The 13,737-nt window shown below is 63.0% G+C and carries 16 protein-coding genes; 6 read left to right on the top strand and 10 right to left on the bottom strand.

The features are described 5' to 3' along the window. Position 1 precedes the first annotated feature (1 nt). The 3 genes from NKG60_RS18165 to NKG60_RS18155 are packed head-to-tail and all read right to left on the bottom strand — an operon-like array spanning position 2 to position 2,585. Positions 2 to 922 (bottom strand): ABC transporter ATP-binding protein, encoded by a 921-nt coding sequence (locus NKG60_RS18165; RefSeq protein WP_352665171.1) that lies wholly within the window; start codon positions 920 to 922, stop codon positions 2 to 4. Continuing rightward, entirely contained in the window at positions 919 to 1,872 is a 954-nt protein-coding gene (locus NKG60_RS18160) for an HlyD family secretion protein (RefSeq protein ID WP_352665169.1), read from the bottom strand. Before NKG60_RS18160 ends, NKG60_RS18165 begins: the two co-directional genes overlap by 4 nt. Continuing rightward, positions 1,869 to 2,585, bottom strand: a complete 717-nt coding sequence (locus tag NKG60_RS18155) for a CerR family C-terminal domain-containing protein (protein WP_502903393.1) — start codon at positions 2,583 to 2,585, stop codon at positions 1,869 to 1,871. The genes NKG60_RS18160 and NKG60_RS18155 overlap by 4 nt, the downstream gene beginning before the upstream one ends. A gap of 88 nt (positions 2,586 to 2,673) precedes the next feature. Here NKG60_RS18155 and NKG60_RS18150 point away from each other — a divergent pair, with 88 nt between their 5' ends. Genes NKG60_RS18150 through NKG60_RS18140 form a run of 3 tightly spaced genes read left to right on the top strand, consistent with a single transcriptional unit; the run spans position 2,674 to position 4,930 of the window. Continuing rightward, a complete protein-coding gene (locus NKG60_RS18150) occupies positions 2,674 to 3,147 on the top strand; it encodes a CYTH domain-containing protein (RefSeq protein ID WP_352665165.1) in 474 nt (157 codons plus the stop codon). Next, positions 3,144 to 4,088 carry a CHAD domain-containing protein gene (locus tag NKG60_RS18145; RefSeq protein WP_352665163.1) on the top strand — a complete coding sequence of 315 codons (945 nt, stop codon included), beginning with the start codon at positions 3,144 to 3,146 and terminating at the stop codon, positions 4,086 to 4,088. Before NKG60_RS18150 ends, NKG60_RS18145 begins: the two co-directional genes overlap by 4 nt. A gap of 41 nt (positions 4,089 to 4,129) precedes the next feature. Beyond that, positions 4,130 to 4,930 carry a C40 family peptidase gene (locus tag NKG60_RS18140; protein ID WP_352665161.1) on the top strand — a complete coding sequence of 267 codons (801 nt, stop codon included), beginning with the start codon at positions 4,130 to 4,132 and terminating at the stop codon, positions 4,928 to 4,930. 126 nt (positions 4,931 to 5,056) lie between these two features. Here NKG60_RS18140 and NKG60_RS18135 read toward each other — a convergent pair whose 3' ends face one another. Then, positions 5,057 to 5,860 carry a helix-turn-helix domain-containing protein gene (locus NKG60_RS18135; protein ID WP_352665159.1) on the bottom strand — a complete coding sequence of 268 codons (804 nt, stop codon included), beginning with the start codon at positions 5,858 to 5,860 and terminating at the stop codon, positions 5,057 to 5,059. Between the two features lie 115 nt (positions 5,861 to 5,975). Here NKG60_RS18135 and NKG60_RS18130 point away from each other — a divergent pair, with 115 nt between their 5' ends. Next, the gene (locus NKG60_RS18130) at positions 5,976 to 6,836 is read left to right on the top strand and encodes an SMP-30/gluconolactonase/LRE family protein (RefSeq protein ID WP_352665157.1); all 861 of its coding nucleotides are present in this window, start codon (positions 5,976 to 5,978) and stop codon (positions 6,834 to 6,836) included. Between the two features lie 117 nt (positions 6,837 to 6,953). Further along, positions 6,954 to 7,223 (top strand): hypothetical protein, encoded by a 270-nt coding sequence (locus tag NKG60_RS18125; RefSeq protein WP_352975304.1) that lies wholly within the window; start codon positions 6,954 to 6,956, stop codon positions 7,221 to 7,223. A 1-nt stretch (position 7,224) separates the two neighbouring features. Here the strand turns inward: NKG60_RS18125 and NKG60_RS18120 are convergent, their stop codons facing one another. Together NKG60_RS18120 and NKG60_RS18115 are read right to left on the bottom strand one after the other, a co-directional pair. Next, on the bottom strand, positions 7,225 to 7,926 hold the full coding sequence (locus tag NKG60_RS18120) for a phosphatase PAP2 family protein (RefSeq protein WP_352665155.1): 702 nt from the start codon (positions 7,924 to 7,926) through the stop codon (positions 7,225 to 7,227). Positions 7,927 to 7,940: 14 nt separating this feature from the next. After that, positions 7,941 to 8,279, bottom strand: coding sequence for a hypothetical protein (locus tag NKG60_RS18115; RefSeq protein ID WP_023679017.1), 339 nt, complete (start codon positions 8,277 to 8,279; stop codon positions 7,941 to 7,943). Positions 8,280 to 8,483: 204 nt separating this feature from the next. On the opposite strand from NKG60_RS18115, the gene NKG60_RS18110 reads away from it, so the two are divergent. After that, positions 8,484 to 10,490, top strand: a complete 2,007-nt coding sequence (locus NKG60_RS18110) for a PhoX family protein (RefSeq protein ID WP_352975303.1) — start codon at positions 8,484 to 8,486, stop codon at positions 10,488 to 10,490. A 101-nt stretch (positions 10,491 to 10,591) separates the two neighbouring features. Here NKG60_RS18110 and NKG60_RS18105 read toward each other — a convergent pair whose 3' ends face one another. The 4 genes from NKG60_RS18105 to NKG60_RS18090 all read right to left on the bottom strand — a co-directional run bounded on the left by NKG60_RS18105 (position 10,592) and on the right by NKG60_RS18090 (position 13,625). Continuing rightward, positions 10,592 to 11,272 (bottom strand): GNAT family N-acetyltransferase, encoded by a 681-nt coding sequence (locus tag NKG60_RS18105; RefSeq protein WP_352665151.1) that lies wholly within the window; start codon positions 11,270 to 11,272, stop codon positions 10,592 to 10,594. Then, positions 11,269 to 11,760 (bottom strand): MarR family winged helix-turn-helix transcriptional regulator, encoded by a 492-nt coding sequence (locus tag NKG60_RS18100; protein WP_352665149.1) that lies wholly within the window; start codon positions 11,758 to 11,760, stop codon positions 11,269 to 11,271. The genes NKG60_RS18105 and NKG60_RS18100 overlap by 4 nt, the downstream gene beginning before the upstream one ends. 162 nt (positions 11,761 to 11,922) lie before the next feature. Then, a complete protein-coding gene (locus tag NKG60_RS18095; protein WP_292656992.1) occupies positions 11,923 to 12,684 on the bottom strand; it encodes an ABC transporter permease in 762 nt (253 codons plus the stop codon). 14 nt (positions 12,685 to 12,698) lie between these two features. Then, positions 12,699 to 13,625, bottom strand: coding sequence for an ABC transporter ATP-binding protein (locus tag NKG60_RS18090; protein ID WP_352491167.1), 927 nt, complete (start codon positions 13,623 to 13,625; stop codon positions 12,699 to 12,701). Positions 13,626 to 13,737 lie beyond the last annotated feature (112 nt).

Genomic DNA, 13,737 nt, shown 5'->3' with positions numbered 1-13,737 from the left:
TTCATCCCATGTTGTCCTTCGAACCGGACATGAACTGGATGAACACATCCTCCAGGCTGGTCTCGCCAGGCGAGACCCTGACGCCCTTGTGGTCTTTCTCGACGTCGGCGAGCGCTGCCTGAAGGGCCGTCCTGTCGGAGCCGACGACATGCAGCGTCGCGCCGAACGGCGCCACCTGGTCGACGCCTGGGCGGCCATGAAGTGCGGCAGCGACCTGGTCGAGCCGCGGCCCCTGCAGGACGAACGTAGTCAGCCCGGCATTCCTCACCACGTCCTCGACCGTGCCGGTGGCCAGCATCTTGCCATAGGAGATGTAGCTGATGCGATGGCAGCGCTCGGCCTCATCCATGTAATGGGTGGAGACCAGCACGGTCAGCCCGCCGCTCGCCAGCCGGTGGATCTCGTCCCAGAATTCGCGTCTGGCCTTCGGGTCGACGCCAGCCGTCGGTTCGTCGAGAAGCAGCAGTTTCGGCTTGTGCATGATGCAGGCGGCCAGCGCCAGCCGCTGCTTCCAGCCGCCGGACAAGGTGCCGGCCAGCTGGTTCCTGCGCGATATCAGGCCGAGCTCCTCAAGCGTCTTAGCCACATGCTCGTCGAGCGGCTTCAGCCGGTAGAGCCGCGCCACGAATTCGAGATTCTCGCCGATCGTCAGGTCTTCGTAGAACGAGAATCTCTGCGTCATGTAGCCGACTTCGCGTTTGATCCGCAGGCTGTCGGTGCGGATGTCGAAGCCCAGAACCGTGCCTTCGCCCTCATCCGGCGTCAGCAAGCCGCACATGATGCGGATGGTCGTCGTCTTGCCCGAGCCGTTCGGCCCGAGGAAGCCGACGATCTCGCCCTCGGCCACCGTCATCGTCACATGGTCGACGACGGTCTTGTCGCCGAAGCGTTTGACCAGGCCGTGCACGTCGATGACGTTCATTTTCCGATGTCCGCCAGATCGACGTCGACGATCTGCCCGGGCTGCAATGCGCTGGCGTCGCCCTCCGGCCGCGCTTCGACCAGATAGACCAGCTTTTGCCGGGTCTCGAGCGAGTAGATCACCGGTGGCGTGAATTCCGGATCCGGCGACACGTAGCTGACGCGAGCCTTCACGCCCGATCCGCAACCGTCGCAATGGACGTTGAGCAGCGTGCCGATCTCGATCGACGAGAACGCGCTTTCCGGCACATAGACGCTGAGCTTCACCGCGCCGTCCGGCAGTATGGAGATGACCGGCGCGGTCGGGCCGGCCGTGTCGCCCGGATAGCGGATGACATCGTTGACCCGGCCGGACGAGGGCGCCGTCAGCACGCGCTTCGACAGCCGCCATTGCGCTTGCTCCAGCGCCGATCGCGCCTGCCTCACCTGATTGTCGGCGGCCTTGATCGTCTCGGACCGTGCCGGCAGGCCGCCGACGGCGAGATTGGCCTCCGCCTGGCCGACCTGCGCGTTGGCCGTCTCCAGCGTCGCGGAAGCCGTATCGTAGTCGGCCTGTGTGCCGGTGCCGCGTTTGAACAGATCACTGGCGCGGATGTAACGGCGTTTGGCGTCGGCGGCTTGCGCCTTGGCCATGTCGACCTGCGCCTTGAGCACCGCGATCTCTTCCGGCCGCTTGCCGACCTGCAGGTCGGCAAGTTGCGCCTGGGCCTGCGCGAGGGCCGCCTCGGCTTGTGCGATCGCGATCTTGGCGTCGGCGTTTTCCAGCGTCACCACCGGCGTGCCGGGCGCGACGCGGTCGCCGCGCTTGACCGCAATCGTCTCGACCTGCGCCACCTCGATCGGTGCCAGCAGCACATAATCGCCCTCGACGTAGCCGACGGCGAGCGGTGCTGCCGGCGCGCAGGCGCTGAAAAGCTGGGCGGCAAGCGGCAAAGAACAGAGCAGGCTCATGATCCACGATCCTTCCGTACAGCCAAATCGCGCCGAGCTAAAATCGCACTGAGGTTGTCGGTTACTGTTGCCGCGATCCTGCCGGCCTCGTCATCGCCGATCTCGCGCCAGCCCATCCGGCGCATAACCGCCTCGCGACCGATGCGGAAATACACGACCTGGCCGATCAGCGTGAATACGGTGAGTTTTGTGCGCTCGCTCTCGGCCGGCTCGCCCGTCGCCTGTTCCCAGATCAGGCAGAGCCGGTGATGCGCCGGTTCGAACACGCCATCATAGATACGGTCGAGCGCGGCGGTTGGATGCGACAGCTCACGCAGGACGAACTGTACAATCTCGCCGGCTTCCGGCCTTGCCGCGATGAAGGCCACCATCCGCTCCAGTGCAACGGCTAAATGTGCCCGCGCGGCCTCGGTGTCCGCCAATGCCGCGGCCGGCGCTTGCAGATTGCCGATCGCCTGGCCGGCAACGGTCTGGATGGTGTCGACGATGTAGTCGGCCGCAGCGTTGCGGAGCCCTTCCTTGCCGCCGAAATGATAGGCGATCGAGCCGATATTGGCCTTGGCCTCGGCCGCGATCTGGCGCGTCGACGTGCCGTCGAAACCCTGCCGTCCGAACAGCTTCAGCGCCGCGTGCACGAGTGCCGTCCGCGTCATATCTGCGGCGGTCTTGGGCGCCTCATGAGGAGGGCCGCTGGCGCTGGGCGATTTGATCATGGCCGATAATTTAATCAATCGAATGATTAAAGTCAAGTGCGGTCAAGCGGCTTGCCAACTCTGGCCGTGCGCGCTTTAGTGCCTGGCCATGGGCAAGGAAATCGAGCGTAAATTCCTGGTCTCAGGTGAGGAATGGCGGGCGATGATCGAGGCGGACATTCATATCCGTCAATTCTATCTTGTCGCCGAACCCAGCCGTACGGTGCGTGTGCGCATCAGCAACGATGCGGCCGCCAAGCTGACGCTCAAGTTCGGCAGCCAGGCACGCGTGCGCGATGAATTCGAATATCCAGTACCTTTGGCGGAGGCGCAGGAGATGCAGGCCTTTGCCATCGGACATGTCATCGAGAAGACACGCCACCATGTTAGACACCGCGGTTATCGCTACGAAGTCGATGTCTTCGGCGGGACGCTTGCGGGGTTGGTGATCGCCGAGCTCGAGACGCCGGAGGATGTACCGGACGAAATGCTGCCAGATTGGCTCGGCCGTGAAGTCACCGGCGAGCCGAGATTTTACAACGCGTCGCTCGCCCTTGGGGGGATTCCGGAGATCGTCGCATGAGCTTTCGTATCGATCCGCGCATGTCGCTGACCGGCGAGGTCAGGCGCATCCTTGCCGAGGAAATCGGCAAGGCGCTCGACCATCTGAACGCCGCGCGTGACAGGCCCGAACAGGGACTGCACAAATGCCGCAAACGGCTGAAGAACGTCCGCGCCTTGCTGCGCCTTGTCCGTTCCGGAGACGAAACATTCTGCGTGACCGAGAACCAGTGCTACCGCCAGGTAGCGGCCCTGCTTGCCGGCCCGCGTGAGGCGACTGCACTGGTCGAAACAATCGACCGGCTAGCGGCAAGCTTTCCCGAGCAAAGTGCCGGCGGCCTCGATGCCGTGCGTGACAGGCTCGTTGCGCGCCAGCATGAACTGCATGGCGGAGCAGGCCTTGACGCTGCGATAGGCGCGGCGATCGCCGCTTGCGAGGAAGGTGTCGTCCGGATCGACAAGCTCGCTCTGCCCGACCAGCCGGAGCAGGCTGCCGACGTGCTCGCCGAAGGCGCGCGCACCACTTTGCGCCGCGCCAGGAAAGCGCTGGACAAGGCGGCTTCGCGCGGCGAAGCCGATGACTTTCACGATCTGCGCAAGGCGGCCAAGACGCATGCCATGCACCTGTCGCTGCTCGGCAGGCTGTGGCCGACGTCGATCAAGACGCGACGCAAGGCCGTCGACGAATTGGGCGAGCGGCTCGGCGAATTGCACGATGTGTTCGTTATGCGCGCGCTTCTCGATGCCGAGGACGAGCCGCTTGGCCCCCCTGAGGACACGCGGTTGCTTGCCAAGCTGCTGAAACGCTCGGAAAAGAGCCTGAAAAAGACCTGCCTCGCCGAGGCGGCCGAGCTTTTCGGCGACAGCCTGAAGCGCTCGACGAGGAAGCTCGCCCGTAAAGCGCGCGAAGATCTCACAGCGGTACCGCAGCAGGCAGACGCCGGCGCGCCTGGCGTGGGCTGATCATGGTCTAATTTGCCGCCCTGTGGTAATCGCCGTCTGGCATGACCGAGCCCGGCGACACGCTTCTGGACCGACTTGGCCGCTGGCTTGCCGGCCGGCTGCAGGAGGAATCGTCCGGCTACGAGCCCTACACGCCGTCGGACGCCGAAACGCTGCGCCGCACGCTCGAACCCGGCGACATCCTGCTCATCGAGGGCAACCAGAAGATCTCGGCGGCAATCAAATACCTCACCCAGTCGACCTGGTCGCATGCCGCCTTCTATGTCGGCGATGCATTGCCGGAGCCGGAAGACGGATCGGAGCGGCGGCGCCTGATCGAGGTCACGCTCGGCGATGGCTGCATCGCCGTGCCGCTGTCGCGCTACCGCAGCTACAATACCCGCATCTGCCGTGCGAGCGGCCTGGCTCCGGACGATCGCGAAGCGGTCGTCGCCTTCATGATCGGCAGACTCGGTCTCAGATACGATCTCAAGAACATATTCGACATGCTGCGCTACTTCTTGCCGACGCCGCCGGTGCCGGTGCGTTGGCGCCGCCGCATGCTGGCTTTCGGTTCCGGCGACCCGACGCGCGCCATCTGCTCGTCGCTGATCGCGGAGGCTTACGGCCAGATCCGCTACCCGATCCTGCCCGAGATTACCCGGGCGCCCGGCCGTGCTTCGGCCCAGTCGAGCTATTCGCGCAAGGAAATCCTGCACATCCGTCACCACTCGCTCTACACGCCGCGCGACTTCGACCTGTCGCCCTATTTCCGCATCGTCAAGCCGACGCTGGAATACGGCTTCGACTACCGGCATGTGGTCTGGGATGACAAGGTGGCGGCGAACAAGACCGCCGAATAGCCGCTCGATCTTGTGGTTGAGCATGGGACGCTCTGATAACCGGTTTGCGGCTGATACTCAGGGGTGAGAAGCTCAGTCAGACTGGCTGCCGCCAACAGCCCGGATTCGGTCGTTCTGCGTCTTGACCTAGGCCGGCAGACGCCGTCCGTTTGGGGCGGCCGCAACTCGATCGTCCGTCCGCGCGCCTGCGTCGCGCGGATGCGGCCCGATCGGCATGATCACCGGGAACGGCGTTGCGCCGAACGCAAACGTCCATTTGTAGCCGACCAGTCCGTCTTCGGGCGTCGTGTGCTGGTCGTGATGAGCAAGCAATTTGGCGCGCTCCGCCAATTCCTCCGCCTCGCGCCTGACCATTTCCGCCGTTTCCGGCCGCATCCGCCTGGAGAAGCTGACGAATGTCGCCTCGCGCTCAAGATGGGTGATGGCCCAGCCGATGAAATTCTTGTTGGTCATCTCGAACAGCGGCCGCAATGGCCCGTCGAAATTCCACTGGATCGGCGCCTCGACCAGCAGCCTTGCCGACAGGCCGCGACCGAGCGCGACCAGGCCGAGTTCCTCGAGGTCGCGCAGATAGAGGAACATCGAAGCCTCGCTCAGCCCTTGTGAGCGCATGATACCTTCGGGCGTGAATTTCTCGGAAAGCATGACGAAGACGAACAGCAGTGCCGGCCGCCCTGCGAGCTTGCGCTCGATCTCCGGCGCGATCTGGTTGGCAGGTCCCGGCCCTCTGTTCATAGAGCCGAGCACGTTCTCCAACTCCACGCCGGCGGCAGTGCAGATCTCCATCAGCCGGTCGAGCTTGCAGTTGCGCTCATGGAAGATGCGTTTCACCGTCGGCTCGGAAACGCCCATCCGCTCGGCAAGGACGCGGTAGGTCACGCCCTTGGCCTTAAGCGTCCGCTTCAGCGCTTCGAAGATCAGGCCGTTCATGGGATGCACCTCGTTTGCGCGATTTGGTATCAGCCTTCGGTACTAGTCCTGATAGATCTTCCCGAAAAGTATCGTAGAGCCTAGCTCTCCGCCAGTCCATTACAGGAGACTAGCCATGAAAAGCCTCTTCACACCGATACTTCTCGCCATCGTCGGCATCGCGACTGCGCCGGCAGTTCAGGCCGCTGAACTCTGGCGCGCCGGCGGCCTCGAGCAGCCGGAATCGGCGCTGTTCGATGCCGCCGGCAAACGCATCATCATCTCCAATATCGTTGGCAATCCCGGCGACGCCGACGGCAATGGATATCTGTCGGTCCTGTCGATGGACGGCAAGATGGTTACGCAACATTGGACCGACGGCATGGACGCGCCCAAGGGCATGGCGATTGCCGACGGCAAACTCTACGTCGCCGATATCACCCATGTGCGCGTCGTCGATCTCGCAAGCGGCAAGCTAACATCCACGATCGACGTGCCGAACGCCGTCTTCCTCAACGACGTGACCGCCGACGCGTCCGGCAAGGTCTACGTCACGGACATGCTGGCCGACACGATCTATCGCGTCGATGGCGACCGGCCGGAACTGTTCGTCAGGGATGCGGCGCTTGCTTCGCCGAATGGCATCTTCGCCGATGGCGGCCGGCTGATCGTCGCTTCGTGGGGCAAGGGCATCAAATCAGATTTCAGCACCGCGGAGCCAGGCGGCCTGCTCTCGGTCGATCTCGCCACCAAGGCCGTTTCGCCACTGCCCGGCGCAGAAAAGTTCGCCAACCTAGATGGCGTCGTTGCCATCGGCGGCAGCGTCTACGCCACTGCCTATATGACCGGCACGCTCTACCGCTACAAAGCCGGCGGCACGCCGCAAGCGGTTGCGACGTTCAAGCCGGGCAGCGCCGACATCGGCACCGACGGTAGGTCGACCATCTTCGTGCCGCTGATGAATGAGGGCGAGGTCGCGGCATTAGGCCTCGACTAAGCGAGCCATCGGCTCAGGCTGCGGGCGCGGCTTTCCTCAGCTGCGCCCGCGCATCCGTGATCGAGGCGGCATAAGTCACCAGCGGCCGCTTGACGCCGTGGTTGATCAGCATACGGCGTGTCTGCGGTGAAGCGCCTGATTATTAGATGGTTCAAGAATCATCTTGCATACTTGAAACATACAGCACTCTTTGCCAGCCGATGCGCTGTCATGCTACAAACCTCGGCATCGTTTGGCGGAACATCCACTGCGATCCCGATTTCACAGGCACGACTTCAAAAGGATGAGCGGGTGATATTCAAAGCGTTGGCGACCTCGACAGCCTTGCTGTCGATGGTTTTCCTGCTGGCAGGCTGCGGCCATGGCCTGATCAACAGGCTGATTTGAGTCAGGTGCCGTCGGCCTGCCCAAGCCATCGTTGCAGGAACCGAGCCGCAAGCCAGCACAGCATCGCCCAGGCAAAGCCGGCACACCAGCCGGCCAATACGTCGGACGGCCAGTGGACGCCGAGATAGATGCGGCTGATGCCGACCACCACCGTCGTCAGCACCGCCAGCCCGAGTACATAGATCTTCGTTGTCCGCCCGGGCAAAAACCGCGCCGCCATGCTGCCCAGCGTCAAATATGTCACCGCCGACAGCATGGCGTGGCCGCTCGGAAACGAAAGCGATGCCACGTCGGCGAGATGCGAGACCAGATCGGGGCGCGGCCGGTCTATATCGAATTTCAGCACGCTCGACAGGAGCTGGCCGCCCGCTACCGCGACGAACATGAGAAGCGCCGCGCCTGGCCTGCGGATAAGGAGCAGATAGACGATCATTGCTGCGGTAATCAGCACCAGCACGCTGGCGCTGCCGAGGCTGGTGATGTCGCGCATCGCCCCTTCCAGCCACGCCGGTCCGATCGGATTGTCGGGCTGGCCGGCCTTGCGGAAGGCAAGCAGGATTTCGGTATCGAAGGCATGCGGCGTGGTGGCCCGCGCCATCTCCATCAGCTCCTCGAACCCCCACAGCCCGCCGGCAATGACCAGCCCGGCCAGCAGAACCGGGAACTCCAGCCAGTTGCGCAGTCTGCTTGCAACCTTCTTCATCGGCCCGATCGCAGTTACAGCCTCTGCAGATAGGGCCCGAGCGTGATCAGCGCCACAGCTGCGATGGCAAGCACGATGCCGGTTGCCTGTAAGGCATTGACGCGCTCGCCGAAGAAGACCAGCGCCACCACATTCACCGACACCAGCTGGATCACCGCCGACAGGCTGAACGACACCGACATGCCGAATTCACGGATCAGCCTCAGCATGATCAGATTGCCGAGCGAATAGAGCGCCAACGTCAGCACGATCTTGCCGAGGCTCGGCGCCAGCCCCCACTGTTTTGCAGCCATCGCCGCCAGCAGGAAGATCACCGTCGAAACGCAGAGCTGCCCAAGTCCCCAGAAACTCACTTTTTGTTCCTCCCGATGCGATCCCTACGCGCCTGCCGCAGCTCTTGTTTCCGAAGCGCCGGTCGCGGTCAAGCGGGCCCGATGTTGGATAGGAAATCGCAGGTGGCAATTAGCCGGCATGTCATCAAACTGTGACCTGCCGGCGATACCGGATTTGGCCAGGCAACACGCTCCAGCAATCCATCCAGCCAGAGGCAGGCCCCCATGACTGAACAGCGCTCGACCGAACATCGCATCCCTGACGCCCATTTCCGCACCAGCCTGCTCGAGGAAAACGGCGGGCCAGGAGCCAATCCCACCGACAACCGCACCATGGGTGAGATCATCGCCGCGCGGTTCTCGCGCCGCGGCTTCCTCAAGGGCTCGCTTGCCGTCTCGGCCATAGCCGCTACCGTCAGCCCGATGGCGCTGATCACCGCCGACAACGCCCGCGCCGCCGAAGGCTCCGCCTTCGCTTTCGACGAGCTCGAGGCCGGCATCGACGACAAGCATCACGTCGCACCGGGCTATGACGCCGATGTGCTGCTGCGCTGGGGCGATCCGCTGTTCGCCGATTCGCCCGAATTCGATCCGACAAAACAGTCGGCGGAAGCCCAGGCCAGACAGTTCGGCTACAACAACGACTATGTCGGCTATATCCCGATCGACGGCTCGGCCGAGCACGGCCTGCTGGTGGTCAACCACGAATACACCAATCCGCACCTGATGTTTCCGGGCCTCGTCACCATCGTTGACGGCAAGGCCAAGCAGGCGCCCCTCAGCAAGGAACAAGTCGACGTCGAGATGACCGCGCATGGCGGCACCATCGTCGAGATCCGCAAGCTATCAGGCAAATGGCAGATCGTTCGCAACGGCAAGCTCAACCGCCGCATCACCTCCAACACCGAGATTGCGCTCTCCGGCCCCGTCGCCGGCCACGACCGCGTCAAGACCAGCGCCGATCCGACCGGCACGAAGGTCATAGGCACCGTCAACAATTGTGCCGGCGGCGTCACGCCATGGGGCACCTATGTCATGGCCGAGGAGAACATCCACGGCTATTTCTCAGGCGAGCTGCCGCAGGGCCATAAGGAAGCCGCCAATTACAAGCGCCTCGGCATTCCCGAAGGTGCCTACGAATGGGCAGCGCATTACGACCGTTTCGACATCGGCAAGGAGCCGAACGAGCCGAACCGCTTCGGCTGGATCGTCGAGGTCGACGTCCAGGATCCGACTTCGACGCCGAGGAAGCGCACCGCGATGGGGCGCTTCAAGCATGAGGGCGCCGAATCGATCGTCGCCAAGGATGGCCGTGTCGTCTTCTATCTCGGCGACGACGAGCGCTTCGACTATGTCTATAAGTTCGTCACCACAGGCAAGTTCAACCCGGACGATCGCGCCGCCAACATGGATTTGCTCGACGACGGCACCTTGCATGTCGCCAAGTTTGCCGACGACGGTTCGGTCGAATGGCTGCCGATCGTCTTCGGCCAGGGGCCGCTGACGGCCGAGAACGGCTTTGCCAGCCAGGCCGACGTGCTGATCGAAACGCGCCGCGCCGCCGACCTGCTCGGCGCCACCAAGATGGACCGCCCGGAAGACATCCAGCCCAATGCCGCCAACGGCAAGGTCTATGTCATGCTGACCAACAATTCGAAGCGCAAGGCCGATCAGGTCGACGCCGCCAACCCGCGTGCCGAAAATGCCTTTGGCCACATCATCGAGATCGTCGAGGACGGCGGTGATTTCACCGCGACAAAGGGCAGGTGGGAAATCCTGCTGAAATGCGGTGATCCCTCGGTTGCCGCTGTCGGCGCCACCTTCTCGACCGCAACCACCGCCAATGGCTGGTTCGGCATGCCGGACAATTGCGCGGTCGATTCGGCCGGCCGCCTCTGGGTCGCTACCGACGGCCAAGGCCCGAAAGCCACCGGCCGCACCGATGGTCTGTGGGCTGTCGATACGGAAGGGCCGGCGCGGGCGACATCAAAGCTGTTCTTCCGCGTGCCGATCGGCGCCGAAATGTGCGGTCCCTTGTTTGCGCCGGACGACCAGACCGCCTTCGTTGCCGTCCAGCATCCGGGCGACGGCGGCGAGGACTGGGAGGCTTTCGGCCGTCCGTCCTACTATGAGGATTTGTCGACCCGCTGGCCCGACTTCAAGCCGGACATGCCGGTGCGCCCGTCGGTCGTTGCCATTACCAGGCAAGGCGGCGGCAAGATCGCGGTCTGACACGCAGCAAGGTCTTGCAGTCTCAAGGAAGGATTTCGGCCATACGAAATCCTTCCTTTCCGATACGGGATGCATCCATGCTGCGCATCATGCGCCGACACTCATCCGGTGCGCTGAACCACAGCCACATTCATTGTGCTTCGCAACCTGAAGCCAATGGACTCGTATAATCTAATGGCCGTGGCGTTGCTGGCGTAGGCGTGGAGATAGGGAACTTCGCCGCGCGCCACTATCCGGTTTGCCACGAACAGGGACAGCAGCTTGCCCAGGCCACCGCCGCGAAATTCCGGATGTGAGCACACGCCGCTGAGTTCGGTATAGCCAGGCTGCTTCATGCGCTCGCCGGCCATCGCCGCAAGCCTGCCCTCGATTTTCACACCCCAGAAATCGCCCAGGCTCAAGGCTTCGAGCGTGAATGGGCCAGGCTTGGTGAGCAATGCCAGGGCGAGCATCTCAGCGGCATCGTCTCGGGTCAGACGTTGCACGCGTTTGTCAGACACGGTTTGCAATGGCTGCTCGGCAATCATCTGAACCCCGGCTGCGGCCGAAGTCGCGGAAAGCCCCGTGGGCAGAGCAATCACGTCCGCTTGAAGCAGGATCACACTCTCGCCCGGGGAGACAAGCCTTTCGAGCGCCCGCAGGCTATCCGGGGCGTCCGCGCCAGTGGCGGCGAAAGGAACAATCGACGGCCGATATCGCTTGGCGAGGTCATTACCTTGCGCGAACGCCGAATGTCGCGTCTGAAGCGCGCTCCAGACGGGGCGGTCAAGCAGATGTCTCATTGCGCGGCACCCTCAGGCTTTTTTACACGACGGTCGAGAGGGGCCGCGGCGAGGCCATCCTCGATGGCAGCCAGCTGCTCAAGAAGCGGCCCCGAAAGACCTGCGCACAAATCCGCGACGGCGTTCTCGATGGAAGGCCAGACGTCGCGCTTTGCGACATCGACCAGCCGCCGGCCGTCCCAAGTAAGCGAGACAATCCTGCGCCGCTGGTCATCGGTCGACGGACTGACCTCGAGCAGTCCCAATTCGGACAGAAGCGAGACGCTTCGCGTTACGCCCGGCTGCGCGACGCCAAGGCATTGCGCCAGTTCCCCGACAGACAACGGACCCAGCCTGTCGAGCGCGGCCAGCAGGGGGTATTGGCTCGCCTGAACCGGAACATCCAGCCGGTCGAGCAGGCGCTGCGCCTCCGCTTGCAGTTGCTCGCCTATACGCTTCAGCCTGCTTCCCAGGCATAGGAAGCCAAGCGATCGTATGACGTCTTCCATAGGTCACTTCACCTCAAAATCTATAACATGATATATAACAATGCATAAAAAGCAAGATCGAGCATTCAAGCGCCGGCTCCGGGGCGCGGGCGCGGGCTTATATCGCCTTCGGAAAGGAAACGTCGACCGATAAGGCTGCTTCGCCGGGACAAGGCCAGTCGATCAGTTGCGCAGCCGGTAGCCGGTCCTGAAGATCCAGGCGACGATTGCTATGCAGACGAGCAGGAAGACCACCGTCATGCCGAGGCTGACGCCGACCGAAACGTCGGACTTGCCGTAGAAGCTCCAGCGGAAGCCGCTGACCAGGTAGACCACCGGGTTGAACAGCGTCACCGTGCGCCAGATGCCGGGCAGCATGTTGATCGAATAGAAGCTGCCGCCGAGGAAGGTCAGCGGCGTGATGATCAGCAGCGGCACCAGCTGCAGTTGCTCGAAGCTCTTCGCCCAGATCCCGATGATAAAGCCGAACAGGCTGAAGGTCACCGCCGTCAGCACCAGGAAGGCAAGCATCCAGAACGGATGCTCGATCGTCAGCGGCACGAACAGCGAGGCCGTCGCCAGGATGATCAGGCCAAGCACGATCGACTTTGTCGCCGCGCCCCCGACATAGGCGATGACGATCTCCAGATAGGACACCGGCGCCGACAGCAATTCGTAGATCGAGCCGACGAATTTCGGAAAATAGATGGCGAAAGAGGCGTTGGAGATCGACTGCGTCAGCAGCGACAGCATGATCAGCCCCGGCACGATGAAGGCACCGTAGCTGATGCCGTCGATCTCGGTGATGCGCGAGCCGATGGCCGAGCCGAAGACGACGAAATAGAGTGACGTCGAAATGACCGGTGAAACGATGCTTTGCAGCACCGTGCGAAGGGCGCGCGCCATCTCCACCCGATAGATCGCCCATACCGCATGAAGATTCATGGCCGCGCGCGGATTCATGCCGGTTTCCTCACCAGATTGACGAAGATCTCCTCGAGCGAGCTGTTTTCCGTATCGATGTCGCGGAACTGGATGCCGGCCGCCTCGAGCTCGCGGATCAGCGAGGCGACGCCCGGCCGTTCGCTCTGGTTGTCATAAGTATAGGTCAGCTGTCCGCCATCCGGCGAAAGCTCCAGCGCATAGCTCGAAAAAGCGTCGGGAACAGTGGCCAGGGGACTGCGCAGTTCCAGTACAAGCCGTTTGCGGCCAAGCTTGCGCATCAGCTCGGCCTTGTCCTCCACCAGCACGATCTCGCCGCGGTTGATGACGCCTACGCGATCGGCCATCGCCTCGGCTTCTTCGATGTAATGCGTGGTCAGGATGATGGTGACACCGTCTTCGCGCAGCCGGCGCACCATCGCCCACATATCCTGGCGCAGCTCGACATCGACGCCTGCCGTCGGTTCGTCGAGGAACAGGATGCGCGGCTCGTGCGACAGCGCCTTGGCGATCATCAGCCGGCGCTTCATGCCGCCGGACAGCGTGATCGCCTTGGCGTCCTTCTTGTCCCAGAGCGACAGATCGCGCAGCACTTTTTCGACGAACGCCTTGTCCGCCGGCTTGCCGAACAGCCCGCGGCTGTAATTGACCGTCGCCCATACGCTCTCGAAGGCGTCGATAGTCAGTTCCTGCGGCACCAGCCCGATCAGGCTGCGCGCGGCGCGGTAGTCGCGGTTGATGTCATGGCCGTCGACGGTGACGCTGCCCGACGAACGGTTGACGATGCCGCAGACGATTGAGATCAGCGTTGTCTTGCCGGCGCCGTTCGGCCCTAGCAGCGCAAAGATCTCGCCGCGCACGATGTCGAGATTGATCTCCTTCAGCGCCTTGAAGCCGGTGGCGTAGGTCTTGGTGACCCCGGAAATCGAGATGATCGGCTGCATGGCTGAAAACGGCTGCTTGAAACAGAGTTGTTGATTTAATCCGCTGAATGTCGGTTCGCAAATCCGGATGTCAATGGCGCTCCTGACAGTTCGGGACATCGAGGTTCGCCGG

The organism is Mesorhizobium sp. M1428 (genome assembly GCF_040317515.1).
In the GTDB taxonomy this organism is placed as follows: Bacteria; Pseudomonadota; Alphaproteobacteria; order Rhizobiales; family Rhizobiaceae; genus Mesorhizobium.
Note: the sequence above shows the minus strand (reverse complement) of the source record. Positions and strands in the feature narration are given on the sequence as shown.

Bases quoted from the DNA above. Each gene is read 5' to 3' on its own strand.
- NKG60_RS18140 (WP_352665161.1), top strand. From the start codon at position 4,130: ATGACCGAGCCCGGCGACACGCTTCTGGACCGACTTGGCCGCTGGCTT.
- NKG60_RS18165 (WP_352665171.1), bottom strand. From the start codon at position 922: ATGAACGTCATCGACGTGCACGGCCTGGTCAAACGCTTCGGCGACAAG.
- NKG60_RS18135 (WP_352665159.1), bottom strand. From the start codon at position 5,860: ATGAACGGCCTGATCTTCGAAGCGCTGAAGCGGACGCTTAAGGCCAAG.
- NKG60_RS18120 (WP_352665155.1), bottom strand. From the start codon at position 7,926: ATGAAGAAGGTTGCAAGCAGACTGCGCAACTGGCTGGAGTTCCCGGTT.
- NKG60_RS18095 (WP_292656992.1), bottom strand. From the start codon at position 12,684: ATGAATCTTCATGCGGTATGGGCGATCTATCGGGTGGAGATGGCGCGC.
- NKG60_RS18130 (WP_352665157.1), top strand. From the start codon at position 5,976: ATGAAAAGCCTCTTCACACCGATACTTCTCGCCATCGTCGGCATCGCG.
- NKG60_RS18100 (WP_352665149.1), bottom strand. From the start codon at position 11,760: ATGGAAGACGTCATACGATCGCTTGGCTTCCTATGCCTGGGAAGCAGG.
- NKG60_RS18105 (WP_352665151.1), bottom strand. From the start codon at position 11,272: ATGAGACATCTGCTTGACCGCCCCGTCTGGAGCGCGCTTCAGACGCGA.
- NKG60_RS18145 (WP_352665163.1), top strand. From the start codon at position 3,144: ATGAGCTTTCGTATCGATCCGCGCATGTCGCTGACCGGCGAGGTCAGG.
- NKG60_RS18090 (WP_352491167.1), bottom strand. From the start codon at position 13,625: ATGCAGCCGATCATCTCGATTTCCGGGGTCACCAAGACCTACGCCACC.
- NKG60_RS18160 (WP_352665169.1), bottom strand. From the start codon at position 1,872: ATGAGCCTGCTCTGTTCTTTGCCGCTTGCCGCCCAGCTTTTCAGCGCC.
- NKG60_RS18155 (WP_502903393.1), bottom strand. From the start codon at position 2,585: ATGATCAAATCGCCCAGCGCCAGCGGCCCTCCTCATGAGGCGCCCAAG.
- NKG60_RS18110 (WP_352975303.1), top strand. From the start codon at position 8,484: ATGACTGAACAGCGCTCGACCGAACATCGCATCCCTGACGCCCATTTC.
- NKG60_RS18150 (WP_352665165.1), top strand. From the start codon at position 2,674: ATGGGCAAGGAAATCGAGCGTAAATTCCTGGTCTCAGGTGAGGAATGG.